The organism is Arthrobacter sp. NPDC055585 (assembly GCF_053619115.1).
In genome coordinates this window covers 68,368-92,606 of the sequence record NZ_JBSHIT010000012.1, presented here as the reverse complement: position 1 = coordinate 92,606, position 24,239 = coordinate 68,368, and the positions used below count along the sequence as shown (strand labels likewise).

Below are 24,239 nucleotides of genomic sequence, written 5' to 3'. Positions count from 1 at the left end.
CTGCACCCGGGAGGGTGTGGGAGAGTAGGTCACCGCCGGACAATCATTAAAAAGGCTCAGGCCCCGCAACGCTGCGGGGCCTGACCCGTTTAACACCGCTTTTTCATCCACGCCAGGCAGCGGAGCCACCGCCAAGCCGGCCTATGCCTCCCCGGCCGGCCTAACCGTGCTTCCCATGTTCGGTGACACCTGTCAACCAGTGGGACCACACCAGACAAAACCCGCCACAAACCGTGGGAACCACGGCACGGAAATCCAGGTGCGTCTCCCTTTAGGGGGAGACGGAGGCCAGGAAGTGGTGAGCTTCACGGCTCTTGCCTGGCCTGACTGAGCCCGGCGGACCGGGGAGTCCGCTCTCTGCCGTAGAATTGAGAAGGACCCCTTGCGGTCCCCATGACTTTCGCAGGCAAGATCCTGCCCATTACCTACACATACATAGTGGCGAGCGACTGCAGTAAATTCCGTTGGTCGGCTCACGACGAGAGGAACTCAGCATGTCAGAGCAGAACAACCGGGAAGATCGAGACAGCCAGGGACGCCCCCGCGCGAACGATCGTAAGCCCCCGCAGCGCAAGTCCTACAACGACAGGCAGTCTTCCGCCGGTCGTCCGTCCCGTGATGGTGAGCGCAAGCCCTTCAGCAAGGAGGGCGGTCCCCGGAAGCCGTTCAGTAACGATCGCGGTGACCGTAAGCCGTTTGGTGATCGTCCGGCCCGCGATGGCGAGCGTCGTTCTTTCAACGCTGATCGTGGTGAGCGTAAGCCGTTTGCCGGTCGGGATGACCGCAAGCCCTTCAATAACGATCGCGGTGACCGTAAGCCGTTTAACGCTGATCGTGGTGAGCGTAAGCCGTTTGGTGATCGTCCGGCTCGTGATGGTGAGCGTAAGCCTTTTAGTAATGATCGTGGTGAGCGTAAGCCGTTCAGTAACGATCGCGGGGACCGCAAGCCGTTCAACAAGGACTCCCGCGACCGTAAGCCCTTTGGTGATCGTCCGGCTCGTGATGGTGAGCGCAAGCCTTTTAGTAATGATCGGGGCGATCGTAAGCCGTTTGCCGGCCGGGATGAGCGTAGGCCGTTTGGTGATCGTCCGGCTCGTGATGGTGAGCGTAAGCCGTTCAACTCCGATCGTGGTGAGCGTAAGCCTTTCAATAAGGACTCCCGCGATCGTAAGCCGTTTGGTGATCGTCCGGCCCGTGACGGGGAACGCCGTTCCTTCAATTCTGATCGTGGTGAGCGTAAGCCGTGGAGTGATCGTCCGGCCCGCGACGGTGAGCGCAAGCCGTTCCGCAAGGACTCGGACCGCCCGCAGCGCAGCAACGACCGCCCGCAGCGGCACGGCACCGAGGAAGCACCGGTCACTGAGCGCAAGCACAATGCCCGCGACCTGCGCAGCGCAAACCGTGCAGACCGTGAACGCTCACCGGAGATCGACGACGACGTCACAGGCCAGGAACTGGACAAGGTCACCCGTGCACAGCTGCGCAACCTCGAAGAGGTCAACGGCGAATGGGTCTCCAAGCACCTGGTCATGGCCGGCCGCCTGATCGACACCGATCCTGAGCTGGCTTTCCAGCACGCCCTCGCAGCCAGCCGCCGCGGCGGACGGCTCGCTGCCGTTCGCGAAGCAGTAGCACTGACCGCGTATGCCGCCGGTGAGTTCGGCGACGCCCTGCGCGAGTTCCGCACCCACCGCCGGATCAGCGGATCCAACGAATACCTGGCCATGATGGCCGACTGTGAGCGTGGCCTGGGCCGCCCGGACCGCGCGCTGGATCTGGTGCGTTCCGAGGAAGCAGCCGAGCTGGATAACGCCGGCAAGGTTGACGTGGCGATTGTTGCCTCCGGTGCCCGCATGGACATGGAGCAGTACGATGCCGCGGTGAGCGCACTCGAGATTCCGCAGCTGGACAAGAACCGTGCGTTCTCCTACAGCCCGCGGCTCTTCCGCGCCTACGCCGATGCCCTTGAACTGGCCGGCCGCGGCAACGAAGCTGAGCCGTGGCGCCGCCAGGCTCTGCTGGCCGAAAGTGTTCTGGGCATCGGCGAGTTCGCCGAGCCGGAGATCATGGACCTCGGCGAGGACGACGAGCCCGCGGCCAAGCCGCGCTTCCGCCGCGACGCCGAAAACACTCAGCACGACGGCGCAGCCCCGGCCGCAGGAGCCACCGCGGCAGACACCGCAGACGACCGCTCCGGAAACTACGCCGAGCGCGCCGGAAGCGAAGCCAACCCGGCTGACATCGACGCCGAAGACGAAGATGCTCTTCCCAGCGATGAGCGCGAAGCCCTCCTCGGCACCGAAGAAGCCGAGCCGGACAGCGAGGACGACGACGCCCGCCAGAGCGCGGACCGCAATGACTGAGCCGCTGCTGGGCAGCTTCGACGCGGTCTTCGCTGACCTCGACGGAGTCGTTTACGCCGGACCGCATGCCATCCCCGGGGCACCCGTTGCGCTTCAGGGGCTGGAAGCGGCCGGCGTGAAGCTGGCATACATCACCAACAACGCTTCACGTTCCTCGGCTACCGTCGCGGAACACCTGCGTGAGCTGGGCGCGCCTGCCACTGCTGAGAACGTGTTCGGCTCCGCGCAGGCCGGAGCGGAACTGCTGGCGGGACTGGTTCCGGCAGGCAGCACGGTACTGGTCACCGGCAGTGCAACACTCACCGACCAGGTCCGCGCGCAGGGCCTGGAACCCGTCTCCTCCGCGGACGACAAGCCGGCAGCCGTCATTCAGGGTTTTGATCCCGGACTCGGCTGGAAGGACCTGGCCGAGGCCGCCTTCGCGGTCGCGGCCGGAGCAGTGTGGGTTGCCACTAACACGGACCTGTCTATTCCGCAGGCGCGGGGCATTGCGCCCGGCAACGGCACGTTGGTTGCCGCCGTCGCCGCCGCCACCGGAAAGCGTCCAGTGGTTGCCGGCAAACCGGAGGCACCGCTGTTTACGACGGCGGCACGCCACCTTGGTGTGGAACGCCCCCTCGTCGTCGGCGACCGGCTGGACACGGACATTCTGGGAGGCACCAACGCCGGCTACGCCACCGCGCTGGTGCTCACCGGCGTCGACAGCCCGGCAACAGCGCTGGCAGCGCGGACGACCGAGCGCCCGGACTTCCTGATTCCCTATCTGGGTGCCCTCTATGAGCCGTACCCGTCACCGGAACCCGTTGACGGCGGGTTCCGCTGCGGTTCGGCATCGGCACGGGTCAGTGGGGGAGAGATCCTCGTTGACGCACCGGAGGGGGACTTGGACGGCTGGCGTGCCGCGTGCGCCGCCTGGTGGCAGGAGCATCCCAATGCTGCCCAGCAAACCAATCCACAGGTCCACTGGACTGTCGGTGCCGGAAGCTAGGCTGAGCCCGTGGATGAAAGTGCAGAACCCAGCCGGGCCGCCCTGGAACCGGAACTGACCGGCGATCCCGCCGTGGACTCGGTCCTGTCCCGGCTCCGAGACGTGGCCGAGGCACCGGTGGGCGAGCATGCTGCCCTCTACGGCAGCCTGCACGACGGCCTCCTGGCTGCCCTGAACGAGGAACCCGGGCAGGTCCCGGCCGTACCAGCGGCGTCGGGCTCCTCCGCGTCCAGCCCGGTCCCTGCGCCCCGGCCACAGCCCGGACGGGGGAGTGCCTAGCATGGCCCGGCTCGACCAGGAGCTGGTTTCGCGCGGACTGGCGCGGTCGCGCACCCACGCCGCCAAGCTCATCGCTGCCGGCCGCGTCCAGCGCGGCCAGACCGTCCTCACCAAGGCCTCGGCGCCCATCCAGCCGGATGAGCCGCTCACGGTGGCAGACGACGGCGGACCCGACTACGTCAGCCGTGCCGGACACAAACTTGCCGGAGCGCTGGCAGCCTTCCCGGCCGTGGACCCCGCCGGTCTCCGATGCCTCGACGCCGGCGCGTCCACCGGTGGATTCACCGACGTGCTGCTGCGCGCCGGAGCCCGGGAAGTTGCCGCCGTGGACGTGGGGCACGGGCAGCTGGTCGACTCCCTGCGTGCTGACCCCCGTGTCCGGGTTTTCGAGGGCATGAACGTCCGCTATTTCACGCCTGCGGACATCGGCGGCACCGTGGATCTCACCGTGGCCGACCTCAGCTTTATCTCCCTGACCATGGTTGTTGCGCCCCTGGCTGCGGCAACCCGGCCGGGCGGCAGCCTGCTGCTTATGGCCAAACCCCAGTTCGAGGTGGGCAGGGAGCTGCTGAACCGCACCGGCGTCGTCACCGACCCCGCGCGCCACCGCCTCGCCGTCGAGCGGGTGGCCGGGGCAGCGCTGGACGCCGGACTGGAAATCAGCGGAATCGCCCGCAGCCCTTTGCCCGGCCAGAACGGGAATGTGGAATTCTTTATGTGGATGACGGTGCCCGTGGAAGAAGCCCGCGACGCCGCAGAACGCGCAGCAGCTGCCTCCGAACTGGTCAACCAGGTTTTCGGCGGGCCGTCCGCGTTTGCGGATGCGCCGCAGGGCGTAGAAGACTGGCGGGACGGCAACACACTTGCTCCGTAACGGAGCAGAACAGGACTGGAACACGATGAGCAGACGGATACTGGTGCTCGCGCACACCGGCCGGAAGGCCGCCATGGCTGCGGCCCAGGAAGTCTGCACCCAGCTGCACGCCGCCGGCCTGGTGCCCGTGATGCGGCGCAAGGACCTCGAAGACATCCAGGGCGAGTACGGACAGCTCACCGTCCCCACCGAGATCCTCAATGAAGACGTCCAGCTCTCCGACGTGGATCTGGGCATGGTGCTTGGCGGAGACGGAACCATCCTGCGCGCTGCCGAACTGGTGCGGGACACCGAGGTTCCGCTGCTGGGTGTGAACCTGGGACACGTGGGCTTCCTGGCCGAAAGCGAACGAGAAGACCTTGAAAAGACCGTGGGCTGGGTCGTGGACCGCGCCTACACGGTCGAAGAGCGCCTGACGATCGACGTGAAGGTCTGGCTGGACAGCACCCTGCTCGCCCACACGTGGGCCCTGAACGAAGCCGCCGTAGAAAAAGCCGACCGGCAGCGCATGCTCGAAGTGGTCATGGAAGTGGACGGCCGCCCGATCTCCTCTTTCGGCTGCGACGGCGTCGTGATGGCCACACCTACCGGCTCCACCGCCTACGCCTTCTCCGCCGGGGGACCGGTGGTCTGGCCCGAGGTCGAAGCACTGCTGATCACCCCGATCAGCGCCCACGCCGTGTTCTCCCGCCCGCTGGTGGTAGCCCCGGACTCGATCCTGGCCGTGGAAATCCTCACCCGCAACGCCGCCAACGGGCTGCTGTGGTGCGACGGCCGGCGCAGCCTGGACCTGCCCCCGGGTGCCCGTGTTGAAGTCACCCGGTCCACCGTGCCCGTACGGCTTGCGCGCACCCACCAGACACCGTTCTCCGAACGCCTGGTCCGCAAGTTCCAGCTGCCCACCCAGGGCTGGCGCGGCCCCGTGAACCATCCCGCAGATACAGCCGAAAGCGGAGGAGTGCTCCCGTGATCGAAGAAATCCGCATCCGGGACCTGGGTGTCATTACGGATGCGACCCTGACGCTCGGATCCGGCTTCACCGTCGTCACCGGTGAGACCGGTGCCGGCAAGACCATGGTCATCACGGCCCTGGGCCTGCTGCTGGGCGCCCGGTCGGACGCCGGTGCGGTCCGGACAGGTGCCAAGTCCGCCCTCGCCGAAGCCGTAGTGCGGCTCTCGCCGGACAGTCCCGCCGTGGCGCGCGCTGCGGACGCGGGCGCCGAGCTAGAGGAGTACGACGGCGGCACTGAACTCCTGGTGGCCCGCACCGTCAACGCCGACGGCCGCAGCCGCGCCCACCTGGGCGGCCGCTCAGCCCCCGTGGGCGTGCTGGCAGAGGTCGGAAGCCACCTCGTGGCGGTGCACGGCCAGACGGACCAGCTGCGGCTCAAGAGCACCACCGCCCAGCGCGAAGCCCTGGACAAGTACGCCGGCGAAACCCTCTCCGCTGCTCTGGGCACCTACCGCGAAGGCTACGACCGCTGGCGCGCTGCCGCGGCGGAACTGACGGAACTGCGTGAGACCGCCCGCGAACGCCTGCGGGAGGCCGAGTACCTGGCGGCCTCGCTGGAGGAGATCGACGCCGTCGCGCCGGAACCGGCCGAAGACGAGAACCTGAAGACCGAGGCCATGCGCCTGGGCAATATCGAAGAGCTGCGCACGGCCTCAGTCGGAGCGCACACGGCGCTGGTCGCCGGGGACTTCTCCGACGGTTCGGACGCAACGTCCCTGGTGGACGCCGCCAAGCGGCAGCTGGAGCTGGCCGGTGAGCATGATCCGGCGCTGGCCGCCGCTGCAGGCCGGCTGGCCGAGGTTGGCTACATCCTGGCGGACATCGCGGCTGAACTCTCCAGCTACAGCGCCTCTCTGGACTCCGACGGGCCCGGCCGGCTGGCCGAAGTTGAATCCCGGCGGGCCGAGCTGGCCACCCTGGTGCGCAAGTACGCGCCGAGCATCGATGAAGTGCTGGAGTGGGCCGAAACCAGCCGCGCGCGGCTGGCAGACCTGGGTGACGACGGCAACCGCATCGAATCCCTGGAAGCCGAGCTGACCGAGCTGGAGGCCCGGCTACGGGACGAGGCAGCCGGCCTGTCCAAGCTGCGCACCGAAGCCGCGGCCGAACTGGGGGAGCGCGTCAGTGCGGAACTGACCGCATTGGCCATGCCGGATGCGCGGCTGGTGATCAACGTCGAGCCGACCGGCGAGCTGGGCCCGCACGGCGCTGACGCCATCGAGTTCCTGCTTGCCCCGCATCCCGGAGCGCCGCCCCGCCCGCTGGGCAAGGGCGCCTCCGGCGGCGAGCTCTCCCGGGTCATGCTCGCCATCGAGGTGGTGCTGGCCGAAGTGGACCCCGTACCGACGTTCGTCTTTGACGAAGTGGACGCCGGCGTCGGCGGCAAGGCGGCGATCGAAATCGGCCGCCGGCTCGCGATGCTTGCCCGGCACGTCCAGGTGATTGTCGTCACCCACCTTCCGCAGGTGGCGGCCTTCGCGGGCCACCATATCCGCGTGATTAAAACCTCTTCCTCCGCTGGCGACGGCACCGGCGTAACCGCCAGCGACGTCGTCGTGCTGGACCGCGAGGCCCGGATCAGGGAACTGGCCCGGATGCTTGCGGGCCACGAGGACTCGGAGTCGGCCCGTGCCCACGCCGAGGAACTGCTGGCGACGGCTGCCGTCCCCGGTGAGTGATAACCCCAACGACCAAAAGGTGATAGGCTCGAATTCCGTGGTGCAGCGATCAAATTCCAGGTTTCCCAAGTCGTCTTCTACGACCAAACACATCTTCGTCACCGGCGGTGTGGCTTCTTCCCTCGGTAAGGGACTGACGGCTTCCAGCCTCGGCCACCTGCTTCGGGCACGCGGCCTCTCGGTGACCATGCAGAAGCTCGATCCCTACTTGAATGTGGATCCGGGCACAATGAACCCCTTCCAGCACGGCGAAGTCTTTGTGACCGACGACGGCGCAGAGACCGACCTCGACATCGGCCACTACGAGCGCTTCCTCGATGAGAGCCTCGACGGGTCCGCCAACGTGACCACCGGCCAGGTGTACTCCACCGTCATTGCCAAGGAGCGCCGCGGCGAATACCTCGGTGACACCGTCCAGGTCATTCCCCACATCACCGACGAGATCAAGCGCCGGATGCGCCTGCCCTCCGAGGCGAAGAAGGCTCCGGACGTCATCATCACCGAAATCGGCGGCACGGTCGGCGACATCGAGTCCCAGCCGTTCCTCGAAGCAGCCCGCCAGGTCCGCCAGGACGTGGGCCGCAACAATGTCTTCTTCCTGCACGTCTCCCTGGTGCCGTACATCGGCCCGTCCCAGGAGCTGAAGACCAAGCCCACCCAGCACTCGGTGGCAGCCCTGCGTTCCATCGGCATCCAGCCGGACGCGATCGTCATCCGCTCGGACCGGCCCGTGCCGGACTCCATGCGGGACAAGATCGGCCGCATGTGCGACGTCGACGTCGATGCCGTTATCGGCTGCCCGGATGCTCCGAGCATCTACGACATCCCCAAGACCCTGCACTCCCAGAACCTGGACGCGTACATCGTCCAGCACCTGGGACTGAAGTTCAAGGACGTGGACTGGACCAAGTGGGACCGCCTGCTCGAGGCCGTCCACAACCCGAAGCACCACCTTGAGGTGGCGCTGGTCGGCAAGTACATCGACCTTCCGGACGCCTACCTGTCCGTGACCGAGGCCCTGCGTGCCGGCGGCTTCGCCAACAACACCAAGGTCAAGATCCGCTGGGTCCCCTCCGATGACTGCGCCACCGAAGAAGGTGCCCGCAAGGCCCTCGACGGCGTGGACGCCATCTGCGTTCCCGGCGGCTTCGGCATCCGCGGCCTCGAAGGCAAGCTCGGCGCACTGAAGTTCGCCCGCGAAAACAAGATGCCGACCCTGGGCCTGTGCCTTGGCCTGCAGAGCATGGTCATCGAATACGCCCGCAACGTGGTTGGCCTTGAAGGCGCATCCTCGAGCGAATTCGAGCCGGACACCAAGTACCCGGTCATCGCGACCATGGCCGAGCAGAAGGACATTGTGGCCGGCCAGGGCGATATGGGCGGCACCATGCGCCTTGGCCTGTGGGACGCGAAGCTCGATGAAGGCTCGGTTGTGGCCAAGACGTACGGCAAGACCGCCGTCGCCGAACGCCACCGCCACCGCTACGAGGTCAACAACGCCTACCGTGAGCAGATCGCCGAAGCCGGCCTGGTCTTCTCCGGCACGTCCCCGGACGGCCAGCTGGTGGAGTTCGTTGAACTCCCCGAAGAGGTCCACCCGTACTACGTCTCCACCCAGGCGCACCCGGAACTGAGCTCGCGGCCCACCCGCCCTCACCCGCTGTTCGCCGGCCTGATCAAGGCTGCCCTGGCACATCAGGGCGCGGAGGCGTAAGGCAATGAGCGAAGACCGGGGGTTCGCCGACGAACAGAGTCCGCGACGGCTGCTGGAATCATCCGTGGCCTACAGCGGTCCCATTTGGGACGTGGTGAGTGAAAAGTTCACCCTGACCGACGACGGCGAGCCCCTGGTCCGCGACTTCATCCGGCACCCCGGTGCCGTGGCCATCCTGGCCATGAACGAACAGGGCCAGATCCTGCTCATCAATCAGTACCGGCATCCGGTACGCATGACGCTGTGGGAAATCCCGGCCGGCCTCCTGGACGTCGAAGGCGAGGACTACCTCACCGCTGCCGTTCGTGAGCTGGCTGAGGAAGCGGACCTGGTTGCTGAGGACTGGAACGTCCTGACCGACCTCTTCCTTTCTCCCGGTTCCTCGCGGGAAGAGCTGCGCATCTACCTGGCACGGGGACTGCATGATGTTCCTGAGGCGGAGCGCCATGAGCGCTTCCACGAGGAAGCCGAAATCAAGATGCTGTGGGTTGATCTGGACGACGCCGTTGCGGCAGTCCTGGAGGGGCGGATGCACAGCCCCTCGGCTGCGGCGGCAGTCCTGGCAGCCGCTGCGGCACGCAGCACCGGCTACGCCGGCCTGCGTCCGGGTGACGCCCCGTGGCCGGAACACCACTCAGAGCATCACGCCTGGCCCAACGGTTCCGTCCGCTAGGGGACCCAATGCCGTCAAACGTTCCCCCAGCCGGCACCGGAACGGACGGCGCCCCGTCCGTTCCCCGGCACAATGACACCATCGAGCTGGACCTCTCCGCCCAGCTGAACCCCACCCTGGTCCTCAGCCGCGCAGATCTCGCCCAGGCAGCCCAGGAACACCAGCCCCCGGCGCCGGAAAAAACACCGGCCGCGGCAGCCCGCAGCTCGCGCTCCGCAGAAGATGAACTGCGCTCCACCGAGGTTGGGCGCGCCATCGGCGCGTACCTGCAGCACATGGCCGTGGAGCGCGGGCTGGCCCGCAATACCGTGGACGCCTACCGGCGTGACCTGCTGCGCTACGCACGCTTCCTCACCGCCAACGGGCGCACCGCCATCGAGGACATCACCCGCCACGACGTCACGGCGTTTTCGCGGTCCATCGCCGAAGGCTCCGACGGCGCCTCCGCGCTCAGTGTGCGTTCCGCCGCACGGACCATCGTTGCAGTGCGCGGGCTGCACAAATTCTGGGCGCTCGAAGGGCTCACGGCGCAGGATCCGGCAGCAGACGTGCATCCGCCGCTGCCCGGCAAGCGCCTGCCCAAGGCGATCAGCGTCGATGAGGTCACCCGAATCCTGGAAGCCATTCCGCTGGACACTCCCACGGGACTGCGTGACCGGGCGCTGCTGGAGTTCCTCTACTCGACCGGGGCGCGCATCAGTGAAGCCGTGGGCCTGGATCTTGACGACCTCTCGCTGGAGCGCATCCCGGCCAACGGGCCCGACGTCGTACGCCTGTTCGGCAAAGGGTCCAAGGAGCGGCTCGTGCCGCTCGGATCCTACGCAGCTCGGGCGCTGGATGATTATCTTGTGCGCGGCAGGCCTGGTGCGGCTGCCAAGGGCAAGGGCAAGGGCACGCCGGCGCTGTTCCTGAATGCGCGCGGCGGGCGGCTGAGCCGGCAGAGCGCCTGGACCATCCTCAAGACCGCCGCTGAACGGGCGAAGATTGACCGGGACGTTTCCCCGCACACCCTGCGGCACTCTTTCGCCACCCACCTGCTTGAAGGCGGTGCCGACGTGCGTGTGGTCCAGGAGCTGCTTGGGCACGCCTCCGTGACCACCACCCAGGTCTACACGCTGGTCACCGCCGACACGCTGCGGGAGGTTTACGCCGCAGCCCATCCGCGGGCGCTGTGAATCCGGCGCCGCGGGCCCCCCGCGCCACTCCCGTGGTGCTGTGTTTTTTGATGCGTGAAACCCGCGCCGGGACGCAGGAAGTCCTGCTTGGCCTGAAGAAGACCGGGTTCGGCATTGGGCGGATCGTGACCCTCGGGGGCCATGTGGAGCCGGGGGAGACACCGGAACAGGCCGCGGTGCGTGAAGTCTTTGAGGAATCCGGCGTCACCCTCACCGAAGCAGACCTGGAGCCGGCGGGAACCATTGAGTTCGTTTTTCCGGCCAAACCGGAGTGGGACATGTCCACTGTGGTCTACCGCAGCTGGAACTGGCTGGGTGAGCCTGCGCCGTCGTCGGAAATCGATCCGTCCTGGTACGCGGCGGATGCGGTTCCGTATCCGCAGATGTGGGAGGATTCCGCGCACTGGCTGCCGCGGGTGCTCGGTGGAGATTACTTCGCCGCCGTCATCACCCTGGCACCGGACAACGAGTGTGTGGCCAGTGTGGTCTTTTCCTCCACCTGAGCCGCCCGCAGAGCTATGATCTTCCGGTGCCCGTTTGCGACGGGAAAAGCGGACGGCACGTGGTGCACACCAAATTGGGTTCGGCTTCCGGGGTCAGAGCCTGCCGCTCGAGTTTGAGCCGCGACCACAGTGCCCAGCCCAGAAGGGCAAGGGACAGCAGAGCAAACGCGGGAGAAACTATGCCCGTAAGCAGGGCAGGGGAGATGCTGCCGAAAAGGTAGCCCAGCGGGCCCTCGGGCCCGGCGGTAGCGGCCGCCAGCACGAGAAGTCCAAGCAGCGGCCACCGGGTGTCGCAGACAGTAGCCGCAGCGCCGGCGGGCGCCCGGAAGTAGCTGCCGATGAGCAGTCCGGCCAGGACTGATCCAACGACGGCAAACACCGCATTCCACCACAGTGCCGGGTTCAGAATTCCCTCCGTGCTCAGGAGCGCGGCAGCTGCACCGGCCGTTGCAGCCCCGGCGTAAACCAGGCGGCGCGGGGACCATTCGCGGAGCTGCCGAAGTACGGCAGCGCCGGGGATGCGGCCCGGACCGGAGTTCTCCCGGCTGGCGGCTTTTTCTTCCCTGCTTTCACACGTCACGGCGTTTCCCTCTCCTGCAGCCGCTAGGACTCCTGCGCTGCCACCTTGGCGCGCACATCTTCCATGTCCAGTTCCTTGACAACGGTAATTAGCTGTTCCAGACCGGCTGCGTTCATCGCCCCGGCCTGGGAGAACACCAGGATTCCGTCCCGGAATGCCATCAGGGCGGGGATGGAAGTGATGCCGGCAGCTCTGGAGAGTCCCTGCTCTGCTTCGGTGTCGACCTTGGCGAAGACAACCTCCGGATGCTGGGCGGCAGCCTTGTCGAAGACCGGCGCGAACATCCGGCACGGGCCGCACCAGGCAGCCCAGAAGTCGACGAGCACAATGCCGTTGCCTTCGATGGTTTCAGTGAAATTTTTCTCGGTGATATCGATGGGAGCCATAGTGTAAGGACATACCCCCGGGGGTATCCTTGCAAAGGACCGACAAGTCTCACCGCTGAGACGGGAATGGAAAGGGTGTGCGGTGCGATGGGCGGGATCACCGAGTGGTACCGGGCGGGGTATCCGGTAACGTTTCGGCGAGCCGCGGAGTAGGGCGGGCGTACCTTTCCGGCCGGGTGCCCGCGCCCAGCCGCTCTGCGGCACGGCTGCCCGCTGAAACTTCGCGGATCCCGGTTGCCGCAGCGAGTCCAGTGACCGGCATGCCGACGTACATCGACTCCGCCCGGTCCACCACGTAAGTTTCATGCCAGATCCCCACGGCTCCCGGCGCCTTGCGCGCCCTGCGGTTGAACTCCGCCCAGGCTGGCCGGTGTTCGGCGCCGGTGTCGCTGGCGTAGGCATAGAGCTGCTCCGGAGTTTTCCAGTACTGGATGACCAGGGGGCCGCCGGCGCCCAGGGTGGTGCGGTATCCCAGGAGCCCTGACCCGGCGTCGGCCGACAGCTCTGCGAGCATGCGCGGCATGGCCACAAAGACAGGCATCCACAGATCCGGACGGCGCAGGCGGTTCACCCGCATGCCGATGAGGAAAACCACCAGCGGGCCTTCATGGTGATGGGTCATGCGCTGCGAATAAATACGAGCCATGATGGCCCTCCTCAACATTGGATAGTGCTGCTATCCAAGCTAGAGAGTTACACTATCCAGCACAAGGGGGTAACGGATGCGAATTTCAGAACTGTCCGCAGCCACGGACGTTCCCGTGGCGACCATCAAGTACTACATCCGGGCCGGGCTGCTGCCCGAAGGGCGTCCCACCGCGCCCCGTCAGGCAGACTACTCGGAGACGCATGTCGCACGGCTGCGGCTGATCCGGGCGCTGCTGGGCCCCGGAGGCCTATCCGTGGCGCGGGCCGCTGCCGTGCTGTCCCAGCTTGATGATCCGCCCGAATCCGTCCATGACTTCCTGGGCGCCGCACACCACGCCCTCGGTGCGGCGCAGCCGGAACAGGGCTCACATCCTCGCGCCGACGCCGTGCTGGCTGAACTGGGCTGGGAAGTGGATCCAGCAGACCATGAAGCCCGTTCCCGGCTCGAGCAGGCACTGGCCGGGCTGGAAGACGCGGGGTTCCCGCTGGCCCCCGAACTGCTCCAGACGTACGCGGCAGCAATGCACGGCGTCGCCGCACGAGAAGTCCAGGGTGTGCCGCTGGATTCTCCGGCGGAGGCACTGCGGTACGTGGTGCTGGGCACCGTGCTGATCGAACCAGTGCTGCTGGCGCTGCGGCGGCTGGCGCAGCAGGATGTCTCCGGCAGGCTCTTTGCCCGGGCGGGTTCGCCCGGCCCCGCGCCGGATCCAGGCGCTCCCGCCGCCTAGGCACACAAATGCCCGCCGCAGGAAGAACTGCGGCGGGCATTAGTTTGTCCGGGAGCGGGCGCCGTTAGGCCAGGTGCCGCTCGTCCGGGCCGTTGTATTCACTCAGCGGGCGGATCAGCGAGTTGGCTTCCAGCTGTTCCATGATGTGCGCTGTCCAGCCGGTGATCCGTGCGGCGACGAACAGCGGCGTGAACGTGGGCGTGTCAAAGCCCATCAGGTGATAGGCCGGTCCGGCGGGGTAATCCAGGTTCGGCAGGATGTTCTTCCTCTCCGCCATCGCTCCCTCGAGGGCCGCGTAGAGCTCACCCAGGTCCGGACGGTCGTAATGCTTGATCATGGCATCGAGCGACGCCTTCATGGTAGGGACGCGGGAGTCGCCGTTCTTGTAGACCCGGTGGCCGAAGCCCATGATCTTCTTCTTCTCGGCCAGCGCCTCATCCAGCCAGGCCGCGGCGTAGGCAGCGGCTTCTGCCTCTTCCGCGGTGGCCGCAGTGATCTCTTCGAATGTATGCATCACAGCCTCGTTGGCACCGCCGTGCAGCGGTCCCTTCAGCGCACCGATGGCTCCGGTGACAGCCGAGTGCAGGTCCGCGAGCGTGGAGGTGATCACGCGTGCCGTGAAGGTGGAAGCGTTGAAGGAGTGCTCCGCGTAAAGGATCATCGAGACGTTGAACGCGTCCACGACCTCCGGTGCCGCTTCCTCACCGAAGGTCATCCAGAGGAAGTTGGCCGAGTAGCCCAGGTCCTCCCGGGGCTCCACGAGTTCCTGGCCGCGCCGGCGCCGCTGGTCATATGCGACGACGGCGGGCATGCCCGCAAAGAGGCTTACGGACTTGGCCAGGTTGGCCTCCGCGCTGGAATCGTCGGCGGCCTCGTGCTGGGCACCCAGCACCGAGGCCGCCGTGCGGCAGACGTCCATTGGATGGCAGGTGACTGGCAGCGCGTCGATTACGGCCTTCAGTTCCGGGGTGAGCGCCCGCTGGGAACGTTCGGCGTCGGTAAACGCCGCGAGTTCCTCAGCAGTGGGCAGCTCACCGTTCCAGAGCAGGTAGGCAACTTCCTCAAACGAGCACTTGGCGGCAAGCTCCTGGACGGGGTAGCCGCGGTAGAGCAGTGAGTTGGTTTCCGGGTTGACCTTGGAGATGCTGGTGGTGTCCACCAGCACTCCGGCCAGGCCCTTGTGAATCGTGGTGTCGGTCATGTCTGGGACTCCTTCGTCGTGGTGCGCAGATCAGTAGTGGTGCGGTGCCTTCTTTGGTGCGTGGGCCGGAATGGAAGTTGCCAGGTCAGGCCGACGCCGGGGTGCCGGGGACCTGGAAGTTGAATACCGAGGTATCGAAGCGGTTGTACGCCTCATAATCCACCAGATCGTACAGGCGTGCACGTGTGAGCATGCTGGGAACGCTGGCGGCCTGCGTGCCGTCGGCCTTGATCGTGTCCAGGGTGCGCTCGGCGGCCCCCATGGCACTGCGCAGCAGCGTCACCGGGTAGATGACCATGTTCACGCCCACGGAGGCGAGCTGGTCATAGGTGAACAGCTCGCTCTTGCCGAATTCGGTCATGTTGGCCAGGATCGGGACGTCGACGGCGGCACGGATGGCGGCGAATTCCTCGACCGTCTTCATGGCCTCGGGGAAGATCGCGTCGGCACCGGCCTCGACCAGGGCGCGTGCCCGGTCCTGGGCTGCTTCCAGGCCCTCGACGGCGCGGATGTCGGTCCGTGCCATGATCAGGAAGTTCGGGTCCCGGCGGGCGTCGGCGGCGGCGCGGATCCGCTTGGTGGCGGTGTCCAGGTCCACCACGTTCTTGCCGTCCAGGTGCCCGCAGCGCTTGGGGTTGAACTGGTCCTCGATGTGGCAGCCGGCCAGACCGGCGTTTTCCAGCTCCTGGATGGTGCGCGCCACGTTCATCGGCTCGCCGAAGCCGGTGTCGGCGTCGACGATGGCAGGCAGGTCGGTCATCCGTGCAATCTGGCCGGCGCGGGTGGCCACCTCGGTGAGCGTGGTGAGGCCGATGTCCGGCAGGCCCAGGTCATTGGCCAGCACGGCTCCGGAGATGTAGACGCCGTTGAAGCCCTTCTCCTCGATCAGCCGTGCTGAGAGCGGATTGAACGCACCCGGGTACTGCTGCAGGGTGCCGGAGGCCAGGCCTTCGCGCATCGCGATGCGCTTCTGCTCGGGGGTTATGGAGGAGTACAGCATTTAGAACAGTCCCTTCGGTGCGGCGGCGGGGTCGATGACGCCGGCTGCAGCGGTGATGTTGAGCTGGCCAAGTTCCCCGGCGGCGAGTTCGGGCAGGCGTTCGGCGGCCGCGATGAAGCGGTCCATTTCCTCTTCCGAGACCAGTCCGGCGGCCAGGGTGCGGAATTTGTTGATGTAGTCGGCGCGGACGAACGGCCGGGCACCCAGCGGGTGGGCGTCGGCGACGGCGATCTCATCGGTGATCACGGTGCCGTCGGCGAGCGTGATGTCCACACGTCCGCCGAAGGCTTTCTCTGCGATGTCGATTGAGTGGTAGCGGCGGGTCCATTCCGGATCCTCCACGGTAGTGACCTTGTGCCACAGTTCCACGGTGTCCGGACGGCCTGCGCGCTCCGGAGCGTAGGAGTCCACGTGATGCCAGGCGCCGTCCTGCAGGGCGACGGTGAAGATGTACGGAATGGAGTGGTCCAGGGTCTCGCGCGAGGCCGTGGGATCGTACTTCTGCGGGTCGTTGGCGCCGGAGCCGATCACGTAGTGGGTGTGGTGCGAGGTGGAGATCAGCACGGAGACGACGTTGGCCGGGTCTGCGGCTTCGGGGTGCTCGCGGTGGATCTTCCGGGCCAGGTCGATCCACGCCTGGGCCTGGTACTCGGCGGAGTGTTCCTTGGTGTAGGTGTCCAGGATGGCGCGCTTCGCCTCGCCCGGGGCGGGCAGCGGAACCGAGTAGGCGGCGTCGGGCCCGTCCAGCAGCCAGGCGATCACGCCGTCTTCGCCTTCATAGATGGGGGTGGGGGAGGTCTGCCCGCGCATGGCGCGGTCCACGGCTTCCACGGCCATCTTCCCGGCGAACGCGGGGGCGTGTGCCTTCCAGGTGGAGATCTCGCCCTTGCGGGACTGCCGGGTGGCGGTGGTGGTGTGCAGCGCCTGGCCGACGGCCTGGAAGATGGTTTCGGTGTCCAGCCCCAGCAGGGTGCCGATGCCGGCAGCAGCGGACGGGCCGAGGTGCGCGACGTGGTCGATCTTGTGCTTGTGCAGGCAGATGGCCTTGGCCAGGTCCACCTGGATTTCATAGCCCGTGGCGATGCCGCGCAGCAGGTCGGCACCCGAAGCGCCGGTGTGCTGGGCTGCAGCGAGAATCGGCGGAATGTTGTCACCCGGGTGGGAGTACTCCGCTGCCAGGAAGGTGTCGTGGTAGTCGAGTTCACGCACGGCCACGCCGTTGGCCCAGGCAGCCCATTCGGGGGAGGTCTTCTCCTGCACCCCGAACACGGAGGCGCCGGAGCCGCCGGAGGAGGGCGTGAAGGAAAGCGCCTGTGCCCGGGCCGCGACGATCGGCCCGCGGTTCAGGGATGCCACAGCCACGGAGGCATTGTCGATGATGCGGTTGATGACCATGTCCGTGACGTCGTCGGTGACGTCTACGGGGTCAGCAGCTACCGCAGCGATCTTCCAGGCCAGCTGCTCTTCGCGGGGCAGGTTTTCCTCGCTGCGGTAGACACGTACGTTATGCGTTTTCAAGGCGCGGTCCTCTCGGGGTTGTTCAGCTCAGGGGTGGTTGATGGTGTTGAAGTGTTCAAGGCTTTTATGCAGGTGGACCCTGGTGGCTGCTGCTGCCAGTGCCGGGTCGCCCGCGGCGATGGCGGAGGCGATGGTGGCGTGTTCCGCTGCAGTTTCCCGCAGGCGTGCCGGGTTGTCCTTTGCCAGCCGCCGGACCCGGGCCAGGTGCAGGCGCACGTTCACCAGGGCCTGGGCAAGGTAGGGGTTGGCTGCCGCCTCGTCGATCCCGGCGTCGAGCCGAGCCACGAGCGCGTAGTAGCCGCGCCGGGCCGGATCCTCGCCGGGGTCTGCATCCAGACGCGCGGCGGCAGCCTCAAAGTCAGCCCGCAGCGCACGGAACGCCTCGGGGCGTCCGCGCACCGCGGCCAGCGCTGCGGCCTGGCACTCGAGCGCCTGCCGCAGTTCGAAGAGAGCTTCGACGGTTTCAGGGGAGATGGGAGTGACGACGACGCCGCGCCCGGTGTGCTGCGCGGCCAGCCCGTCGGCAGTCAGCCGGGCGAGGGCCTCCCGCAGAGGGGTGCGGGAAACGCCAAGCCGCTTGGCCTGCTCAACTTCGCCCAGCACTGTTCCCGGGGGGAGCCGCCACTCGACGATGTCCTCCCGGAGCATGGCATAGGCCCTGTCGCTGGCCCGCATAGTTGCCCTCTTTCCGATCCGATACTGGCCCCAGTGTATACACAGAAGGGGAAATCGTGAAGCAAGTCTCATATATTCTGCGTGTTTTCAAATCCTCTGTATACACGCGGGGGGTTCTCACAACCTCGTCCTTCCCCTACGATTGCCGGTACGCACCGTGGCCCAAAAGCACCCGGGCACACGTCACCGCACCGCGAATCAAGGAGGATTCATGGGAACTTCCGGCTACGCCGAAACCTATGCTGCAAGCGTCACCGACCCGGAGGCCTTCTGGCTGAAGGCAGCGGAGCTTGTGGACTGGGATGTCCGCCCGCGGAAGGCCCTGGATGAGACCGGCGCACCGCTGTACCGCTGGTTCCCGGACGGAGCACTGAACACCAGCTACAACGCTCTGGACCGCCATGTGCTGGCCGGAAGGGGCAGCGACACGGCACTTGTCTATGACTCGGCGATGCTGGGCCGCAAGCGGATTTACACCTTTGCCGAACTGCTGACGGAGGTGGAGAACTTTGCCGGTGTCCTGCATGGGCAGGGCATCGGTGCAGGGGACCGGGTGGTCATTTACCTGCCCATGATCCCTGAGGCGGTTATCGCCATGCTGGCCTGCGCCCGCCTCGGTGCGGTGCATTCGGTGGTCTTCGGCGGGTTCGCCGCCACGGAACTGGCCGCCCGGATCGACGACGCGCGTCCGGACGTTGTGGTGACCGCCAGTGGAGGACTGGAACCCAAACGCCGGGTTGAGTACCTGCCGGCTGTTGCCCAGGCGCTGGAGGCAGCCGCACATCCGGTCCGCGCCGTCGTCGTCGCATCCAGGGAGGGCTTTGAGCACACGGCAGCGGAGTTCGACGGCGCCGGGGGCACCGTCTGGCTGGACTGGGCGAAGCTAGCAGCCTCAGCCCAGCCGCAGGGTCCGGTCAGTGTCGCCGCGACCGATCCGCTCTACATTCTGTACACCTCCGGGACTACGGGGTCGCCCAAGGGCGTAGTGCGGGACAACGGCGGCCATGCAGTAGCCCTGGCCTGGTCCATGGCCAATATCTACGACATCGCTCCGGGCCAGACGATGTGGACGGCCTCAGACGTCGGCTGGGTGGTGGGGCACTCCTACATTGTGTACGGACCGCTCATCGCCGGAGCCGCCACCGTCCTGTATGAGGGCAAACCCGTGGGTACTCCCGACGCCGGTGCCTTCTGGCGGGTAGCTGCCGAGCACAGTGTTGACGTGCTCTTCACCGCTCCGACGGCTCTGCGGGCCATCCGCCGTGCCGATCCGGAGGCAGCGCTCACCGGAGGCTATGACCTCTCCAGGCTCCGCACCCTGTTCGCCGCGGGGGAGCGGCTGGATCCGGAGACCTACCGGTGGGCCTCGGAGGCGCTGGGTATCCCGGTGGTGGATCACTGGTGGCAGACCGAGACCGGCTGGGCGATCTGCGCCAACCCGATGGGGCTGGAGGCGCAGCCGCTGAAGGCAGGCTCGCCGACGTTTCCCGTCCCGGGTTTCCGGGTCCGGATTGTCGATGGCAGGGGGGCGGAGGTACCTCCCGGTGCTGAAGGGAACATCGTCCTGGACCTGCCTCTCCCGCCGGGAACCCTGGCGACACTGTGGGGCAGCGACGACCGCTACCGCGCCTCCTACCTTGAAGCGTTCGAGGGCAGCTACGCCACGGGCGACTCGGGGTATGTGGACCAGGACGGCTACGTATTCGTCATGGGGAGGACTGATGACGTCATCAACGTGGCCGGGCACCGGCTTTCCACCGGAGCGATCGAACAGGTGGTGGCCTCGCACCCCGCCGTCGCCGAATGCGCCGTCATAGGCGTGAAGGACAGTCTCAAGGGCCAGCGCCCGTGCGGGTACGTGGTGCTCAAGGCAGGCTCCGAGACTGCTGAGGAAGAGATCCAGGCTGCGCTCGCGGACCTGGTGCGCACCCGGATCGGCCCGGTGGCCGACTTCCGGGAAGTCCGGGTGGTGGAGGCACTGCCCAAGACCCGTTCGGGAAAGATCCTGCGCAAGACCATGCGGCAGATTGCCGACGGCGATGACTTTACCGTTCCGTCAACGATCGAGGACCGTTCCGTGCTCGATGACCTGATGCCGCTGCTCCGTCCCGATACCGCCGCACCCTGACCCTGCCCCCCATCCAACCCCGCACAACCCGCCGAGAGGCCAGTTACGGCTGTTTAGAGCGCTCAAAAGAGCCGTAACTGGCCTCTCGGCGGCGGGATGGACGGGGGATAGCGTCTCAGCGCCGCCAGGCGTACTCGAGCTCGGGCCGGCCGGGGGAGCCGTAGCGCGGCGACCGGAGCACTGCCCGCTGGGCGGTGAGGTGCTCCAGGTAACGCCGGACCGTAATGCGGGACATGGACAGGGCGGCGGAGACCTCCGTGGCCGACATAGCTGCCCCGGCCTGCTTCAATGTCTCTGACACCGCTTCCAGGGTTTCCGGGGAGAGCCCTTTGGGCAGTGCGGCAGGCACCGCCGGACGCAGCGCGGCCAGCGCCCGGTCAACCTCGGTCTGCGTTGCAGAGGCGCCCTGGGCTGCCAGGTTGGTGTGGAACTCCCGGTACGCACCGAGCTTGGCACTGAACGCCGCGAAGGTGAACGGCTTGATCAGGTACTGGGCGATTCCCGCGGACATGGCCTGTCGCACCACGGGAAGTTCGCGGACGGCGGTGATGGCAATGACGTCGGCGGGGATGCCTGCTCCGCGAATGCGGCGCAGCAAGTCCAGCCCGTGCAGGTCCGGCAGGTTCATGTCCAGCAGCACCAGGTCCACGTCCGCATCCGGAGCCTGCAGGAACCGCAGGGCTCCCGCGGCAGTGTGGGCGACACCGGCCAGCTCAAAACCCGCGGTGCGCCGCACATACTCCGAGTGCGCTTCCGCCACTACGGGCTCGTCCTCCACCACCAGGACGCTGATCCTGCTGGCGGTCACTGACGGGCTCCTTCGGGCAACGGAAGCAGTACGGTGAACCGGGCCCCGCCGGACTCCGCAGCGTGGTCGAGTGCCAGCGTGCCGCCCAGCCGGAGCACGGCCCGGTTCACCAGCGCGAGTCCAATGCCGCGCCCGGCTCCGGGAAAGGCCGGGTCCTTTGTGCTGAAGCCCTGTTCGAAGATCCGGTCCTGGGAATCGGCCGGAATTCCCGGCCCGCTGTCCGAGACACAGAGCTGGAAACCACGCCGGGCGCCGTCGTCCACCACCGCCAGCTGCACGGTGACCCGGGGCTCCTCCAGTCCCTGGACGGCGTCGAGGGCGTTGTCCACCAGGTTCCCGACGATGGTCACGAGCTCACCTGAATCCAGCAGCGCCGGCCCGGCACCGTCCTCGGGCACCGCCTCCAGCACCAGGTCCAGGGCAATTCCCCGTTCCCGCGCCTGCGCCTTTTTCCCGGCGAGCAGCGCCGCCAGCGCCGGTTCGCCGACCGCCCCGACGACGTCGTCCGCCAGCTGCTGGGACTGCACCAGGTCCCGGGTGGCGAACTCGAGGGCCTCGGCCGGGCGGTCCAACTCGATCAATGAGACGACGGTGTGCAGCCGGTTGGCATGTTCATGGGCCTGTGCCTGGAGCGCGTCGGTGAGGGTGCGCATGGACTGCAGCTGCCCGGTCAGGGCCTCCACTTCGGTGTGGTCGCGCAGTGTGGTCACTGTTCCCAGCCGCTTGGGTCCGGCGGGTTTGCGTCCGCGGTTTCCGCCTGCCGGTCCCGCAGCGACGGCGGGTGACTGGTTGATGACCAGGATGCGCTGTTCGGTGAAGTGGAATTCGTCGACGGCGGTGCGACCGCTGCGCAGCAGGTCTGAAAGCGCGGCCGGCAGTCCCAGTCCGCGCACATCGGCGGGGTTTCCGGTGCCGGGCGGCAGTCCCAGCAGCTCCGCTGCCTGATCGTTGTAGAGGACCAGGGCGCCGTCGTTGTTGATCAGGAGCAGTCCCTCGCGCAGTGAATGCAGAGCGGCATCGTGGAAGGCAAAAAGGTCCGCGAGTTCATCCGGGCGCCGGTCCTGGGTGGTCCGCCGGAGGTAGCGGCTGAGCAGGAATGAGGCCAGCGAGCCCCAGGCCAGCGCAGCAATGGTGATGATGAACAGGCCCGGAAGCTCTGCATCGCGGGCAATCGCCACCCGGTCCACGGTGAGGCCCGCTGCCACCAGCGCCTGGACCTCGCCGGTGCCGTCCAGAACGGGAACGATCGCACGGACCGACGGGCCGAGGGTTCCGGTGTAGACCTCGGTAAAGGAAACTCCGGCAAGCGCCTGGTCCACGGATCCCAAGTAGGGTTTGCCGATCTGGGACTCGGTGCGGTGTGTAAAGCGGGTCCGGTCCGGCGCCATGATGGTGAGGAAATCCACGTGCGCGGACTGCATGACCTCGGCGGCGTAGGGCTGCAGGGCGGCGCTGGGATCAGCTCCGGTAACCGATTCCAGCACGAACGGGTCCGCTGCGATCGTCTCCGCCACGGAGAGCATCCGGTCAGCAGTCTCGTCGTAGCTGTGCTGCTCCGCCTGGGCATAAAGCGCCCACGACAGGCCGGCGGACAGGCACAGGATAAAGGCCAGCTGGCCAACGAGCAGCCGGCTGGCCAGGCTCCACTTGCGCAAGTAACTCCTTAGGTGCGGCGGGACGCAGGCTGGTTTCGGTGCGGCATCCGGCCGGGGGCCGGCCGGATGTACGTGAACAGTATGAACACAACCGTGACCACCGTCACACAGGACGGAGAGGATGTGTGCGGATTACTTCCGGTTCCGTCCGCGCTTTCGCCGCCGGGGCCCAGCTATCAACGAAGCTAGGAGCATGCGATGGCCTCTGCCACCATACCCGGCGGCGAACAGCCACCGGTCAAAGCCAAAAAGAAGGACCGGACCCACGTCCTCTACATAGCCGTGATTGCCGCTGTAGTGCTTGGCGCCGTCATCGGGCTTGTGGCACCCGAGGTGGGCAAGTCGATGAAGCCGCTCGGCACCGCCTTCATCGGGCTGATCAAGATGATGATCGCGCCGGTAATTTTCTGCACCATCGTGCTCGGCATCGGCTCGATCGCCAAGGCCGCCACGGTGGGCAAGGTCGGCGGTCTGGCGCTGGGCTACTTCATTGTCATGTCCACCTTCGCCCTGGCCATCGGCCTGGTGGTGGGCAACTTCATCCACCCCGGCGAGGGACTTGACCTGCAGTCCTCCGGCGCCGCGGCACCGGCCGCCCCCGAAGAGGACGGCGGCACCGTCGGATTCCTGCTGGGCATCATTCCCACGACGCTGCTGGCCTCGCTGACCGGCGAGTCGATCCTGCAGACCCTCTTCGTGGCACTGCTGGTCGGCTTCGCGCTGCAGAAGATGGGCAAGGGCGGCGCTCCGATCCTCAAGGGCATCGGCTACATCCAGGTGCTGGTCTTCCGCATCCTGATGATGATCATGTGGCTGGCTCCGATCGGCGCCTTCGGTGCCATTGCCGCCGTCGTGGGTGAAACCGGTGTGCAGGCCATCGTCAGCATGGCCACACTGATGATCGCGTTCTACCTGACCTGCGTGCTGTTCATTGCCGTCATCCTGGGCGGCCTCATGAAGATCGTGACCGGGTTCAACATCTTCAAGCTGATGCGCTACCTCGGCCGCGAATACCTGCTGATCTTCTCCACCTCATCCTCCGAGGTTGCCCTGCCGCGGCTGATCGCCAAGATGGAGCACCTCGGGGTGTCCAAGCCGGTCGTCGGCGTGACCGTGCCCACCGGCTACTCCTTCAACCTGGACGGTACCGCCATCTACCTGACGATGGCCGCCCTGTTCGTCGCTTCGGCCATGGGCAAGCCGCTGGAACTCGGTGAGCAGATATCCCTGCTGGTGTTTATGATCATCGCGTCCAAGGGCGCCGCCGGTGTGACCGGTGCGGGCCTCGCGACGCTGGCCGGCGGCCTGCAGTCCCACCGCCCGGACCTGATCGAAGGGGTAGGCCTGATCGTCGGCATCGACCGCTTTATGTCCGAAGCCCGTGCGCTGACCAACTTCACCGGCAACGCCGTCGCCACCGTGCTGATCGGCACGTGGACGAAGGAAATCGACCGGGAGCAGGTCCGCCGGGTGCTGGATAAGGAACTGCCGTTCGATGAGGCCAGCATGAACGTGGACGCCGGTTCCGGGGAGCCGGAGCCCACGGCGGAGTCCGAAGAGGTGGAGCGCGCTGTTCCGGTCTCGGGCAGCCGGACGTAACCCACAGCCGCAAACATAAAAGGAGCGCTCCCGCCAACCTGGCGGAAGCGCTC

General features: G+C 66.8%; 23 protein-coding genes. 13 read left to right on the top strand and 10 right to left on the bottom strand.

Going from position 1 to position 24,239, the window contains the following annotated elements; translation table 11 throughout:
- Positions 1 to 497: 497 nt before the first annotated feature.
- The gene (locus tag ACWGQ2_RS17475; RefSeq protein ID WP_452019507.1) at positions 498 to 1,373 is read right to left on the bottom strand and encodes a hypothetical protein; all 876 of its coding nucleotides are present in this window, start codon (positions 1,371 to 1,373) and stop codon (positions 498 to 500) included.
- Positions 1,374 to 1,529: 156 nt separating this feature from the next.
- Between ACWGQ2_RS17475 and ACWGQ2_RS17470 the strand changes: the two genes are divergently transcribed.
- From ACWGQ2_RS17470 to ACWGQ2_RS17425, 10 genes are all read left to right on the top strand, one after another.
- Entirely contained in the window at positions 1,530 to 2,363 is an 834-nt protein-coding gene (locus ACWGQ2_RS17470; protein WP_452019506.1) for a hypothetical protein, read from the top strand.
- Positions 2,356 to 3,351, top strand: coding sequence for an HAD-IIA family hydrolase (locus tag ACWGQ2_RS17465; protein ID WP_452019505.1), 996 nt, complete (start codon positions 2,356 to 2,358; stop codon positions 3,349 to 3,351). The genes ACWGQ2_RS17470 and ACWGQ2_RS17465 overlap by 8 nt, the downstream gene beginning before the upstream one ends.
- Positions 3,352 to 3,360: 9 nt before the next feature.
- Positions 3,361 to 3,630: a hypothetical protein gene (locus ACWGQ2_RS17460; protein ID WP_452019504.1), complete on the top strand. Its 270-nt coding sequence runs from the start codon at positions 3,361 to 3,363 to the stop codon at positions 3,628 to 3,630.
- Between the two features lies 1 nt (position 3,631).
- Positions 3,632 to 4,504 carry a TlyA family RNA methyltransferase gene (locus tag ACWGQ2_RS17455; RefSeq protein ID WP_452019503.1) on the top strand — a complete coding sequence of 291 codons (873 nt, stop codon included), beginning with the start codon at positions 3,632 to 3,634 and terminating at the stop codon, positions 4,502 to 4,504.
- Between the two features lie 25 nt (positions 4,505 to 4,529).
- Positions 4,530 to 5,474 carry an NAD kinase gene (locus tag ACWGQ2_RS17450; RefSeq protein ID WP_452019502.1) on the top strand — a complete coding sequence of 315 codons (945 nt, stop codon included), beginning with the start codon at positions 4,530 to 4,532 and terminating at the stop codon, positions 5,472 to 5,474.
- Positions 5,471 to 7,195 carry a DNA repair protein RecN gene (recN, locus tag ACWGQ2_RS17445; RefSeq protein WP_452019501.1) on the top strand — a complete coding sequence of 575 codons (1,725 nt, stop codon included), beginning with the start codon at positions 5,471 to 5,473 and terminating at the stop codon, positions 7,193 to 7,195. The genes ACWGQ2_RS17450 and recN overlap by 4 nt, the downstream gene beginning before the upstream one ends.
- Before the next feature lie 19 nt (positions 7,196 to 7,214).
- A complete protein-coding gene (locus tag ACWGQ2_RS17440; RefSeq protein WP_325790009.1) occupies positions 7,215 to 8,909 on the top strand; it encodes a CTP synthase in 1,695 nt (564 codons plus the stop codon).
- A 4-nt stretch (positions 8,910 to 8,913) separates the two neighbouring features.
- The gene (locus ACWGQ2_RS17435) at positions 8,914 to 9,582 is read left to right on the top strand and encodes an NUDIX domain-containing protein (RefSeq protein ID WP_452019500.1); all 669 of its coding nucleotides are present in this window, start codon (positions 8,914 to 8,916) and stop codon (positions 9,580 to 9,582) included.
- A 275-nt stretch (positions 9,583 to 9,857) separates the two neighbouring features.
- Entirely contained in the window at positions 9,858 to 10,757 is a 900-nt protein-coding gene (gene xerD, locus ACWGQ2_RS17430; RefSeq protein WP_452019510.1) for a site-specific tyrosine recombinase XerD, read from the top strand.
- Positions 10,754 to 11,260: an 8-oxo-dGTP diphosphatase gene (locus tag ACWGQ2_RS17425; RefSeq protein ID WP_452019499.1), complete on the top strand. Its 507-nt coding sequence runs from the start codon at positions 10,754 to 10,756 to the stop codon at positions 11,258 to 11,260. Before xerD ends, ACWGQ2_RS17425 begins: the two co-directional genes overlap by 4 nt.
- 13 nt (positions 11,261 to 11,273) lie before the next feature.
- On the opposite strand, the gene ACWGQ2_RS17420 is transcribed toward ACWGQ2_RS17425, so the two are convergent.
- The 3 genes from ACWGQ2_RS17420 to ACWGQ2_RS17410 form a co-directional block, all read right to left on the bottom strand.
- Entirely contained in the window at positions 11,274 to 11,840 is a 567-nt protein-coding gene (locus ACWGQ2_RS17420) for a hypothetical protein (RefSeq protein ID WP_452019498.1), read from the bottom strand.
- A 23-nt stretch (positions 11,841 to 11,863) separates the two neighbouring features.
- A complete protein-coding gene (trxA, locus tag ACWGQ2_RS17415; protein ID WP_452019497.1) occupies positions 11,864 to 12,226 on the bottom strand; it encodes a thioredoxin in 363 nt (120 codons plus the stop codon).
- A gap of 97 nt (positions 12,227 to 12,323) precedes the next feature.
- On the bottom strand, positions 12,324 to 12,872 hold the full coding sequence (locus ACWGQ2_RS17410) for a DUF4188 domain-containing protein (RefSeq protein ID WP_452019496.1): 549 nt from the start codon (positions 12,870 to 12,872) through the stop codon (positions 12,324 to 12,326).
- 76 nt (positions 12,873 to 12,948) lie between these two features.
- Here ACWGQ2_RS17410 and ACWGQ2_RS17405 point away from each other — a divergent pair, with 76 nt between their 5' ends.
- Positions 12,949 to 13,602: a MerR family transcriptional regulator gene (locus ACWGQ2_RS17405; RefSeq protein WP_452019495.1), complete on the top strand. Its 654-nt coding sequence runs from the start codon at positions 12,949 to 12,951 to the stop codon at positions 13,600 to 13,602.
- Between the two features lie 64 nt (positions 13,603 to 13,666).
- On the opposite strand, the gene ACWGQ2_RS17400 is transcribed toward ACWGQ2_RS17405, so the two are convergent.
- From ACWGQ2_RS17400 to ACWGQ2_RS17385, 4 genes are all read right to left on the bottom strand, one after another.
- Positions 13,667 to 14,803 (bottom strand): bifunctional 2-methylcitrate synthase/citrate synthase, encoded by a 1,137-nt coding sequence (locus tag ACWGQ2_RS17400; protein WP_452019494.1) that lies wholly within the window; start codon positions 14,801 to 14,803, stop codon positions 13,667 to 13,669.
- Positions 14,804 to 14,888: 85 nt separating this feature from the next.
- Positions 14,889 to 15,803 carry a methylisocitrate lyase gene (gene prpB / locus ACWGQ2_RS17395; protein WP_452019493.1) on the bottom strand — a complete coding sequence of 305 codons (915 nt, stop codon included), beginning with the start codon at positions 15,801 to 15,803 and terminating at the stop codon, positions 14,889 to 14,891.
- Positions 15,804 to 17,321, bottom strand: a complete 1,518-nt coding sequence (locus ACWGQ2_RS17390; protein WP_452019492.1) for an MmgE/PrpD family protein — start codon at positions 17,319 to 17,321, stop codon at positions 15,804 to 15,806.
- Between the two features lie 27 nt (positions 17,322 to 17,348).
- Positions 17,349 to 17,996 (bottom strand): GntR family transcriptional regulator, encoded by a 648-nt coding sequence (locus ACWGQ2_RS17385; RefSeq protein ID WP_452019491.1) that lies wholly within the window; start codon positions 17,994 to 17,996, stop codon positions 17,349 to 17,351.
- 211 nt (positions 17,997 to 18,207) lie between these two features.
- Between ACWGQ2_RS17385 and ACWGQ2_RS17380 the strand changes: the two genes are divergently transcribed.
- Positions 18,208 to 20,124 carry an AMP-binding protein gene (locus ACWGQ2_RS17380; RefSeq protein WP_452019490.1) on the top strand — a complete coding sequence of 639 codons (1,917 nt, stop codon included), beginning with the start codon at positions 18,208 to 18,210 and terminating at the stop codon, positions 20,122 to 20,124.
- Positions 20,125 to 20,239: 115 nt separating this feature from the next.
- Here ACWGQ2_RS17380 and ACWGQ2_RS17375 read toward each other — a convergent pair whose 3' ends face one another.
- On the bottom strand, positions 20,240 to 20,932 hold the full coding sequence (locus tag ACWGQ2_RS17375) for a response regulator (RefSeq protein WP_452019489.1): 693 nt from the start codon (positions 20,930 to 20,932) through the stop codon (positions 20,240 to 20,242).
- Positions 20,929 to 22,587, bottom strand: a complete 1,659-nt coding sequence (locus ACWGQ2_RS17370; protein ID WP_452019488.1) for an ATP-binding protein — start codon at positions 22,585 to 22,587, stop codon at positions 20,929 to 20,931. The genes ACWGQ2_RS17375 and ACWGQ2_RS17370 overlap by 4 nt, the downstream gene beginning before the upstream one ends.
- 198 nt (positions 22,588 to 22,785) lie before the next feature.
- Between ACWGQ2_RS17370 and ACWGQ2_RS17365 the strand changes: the two genes are divergently transcribed.
- On the top strand, positions 22,786 to 24,186 hold the full coding sequence (locus tag ACWGQ2_RS17365) for a cation:dicarboxylate symporter family transporter (protein WP_452019487.1): 1,401 nt from the start codon (positions 22,786 to 22,788) through the stop codon (positions 24,184 to 24,186).
- Positions 24,187 to 24,239: the final 53 nt, after the last annotated feature.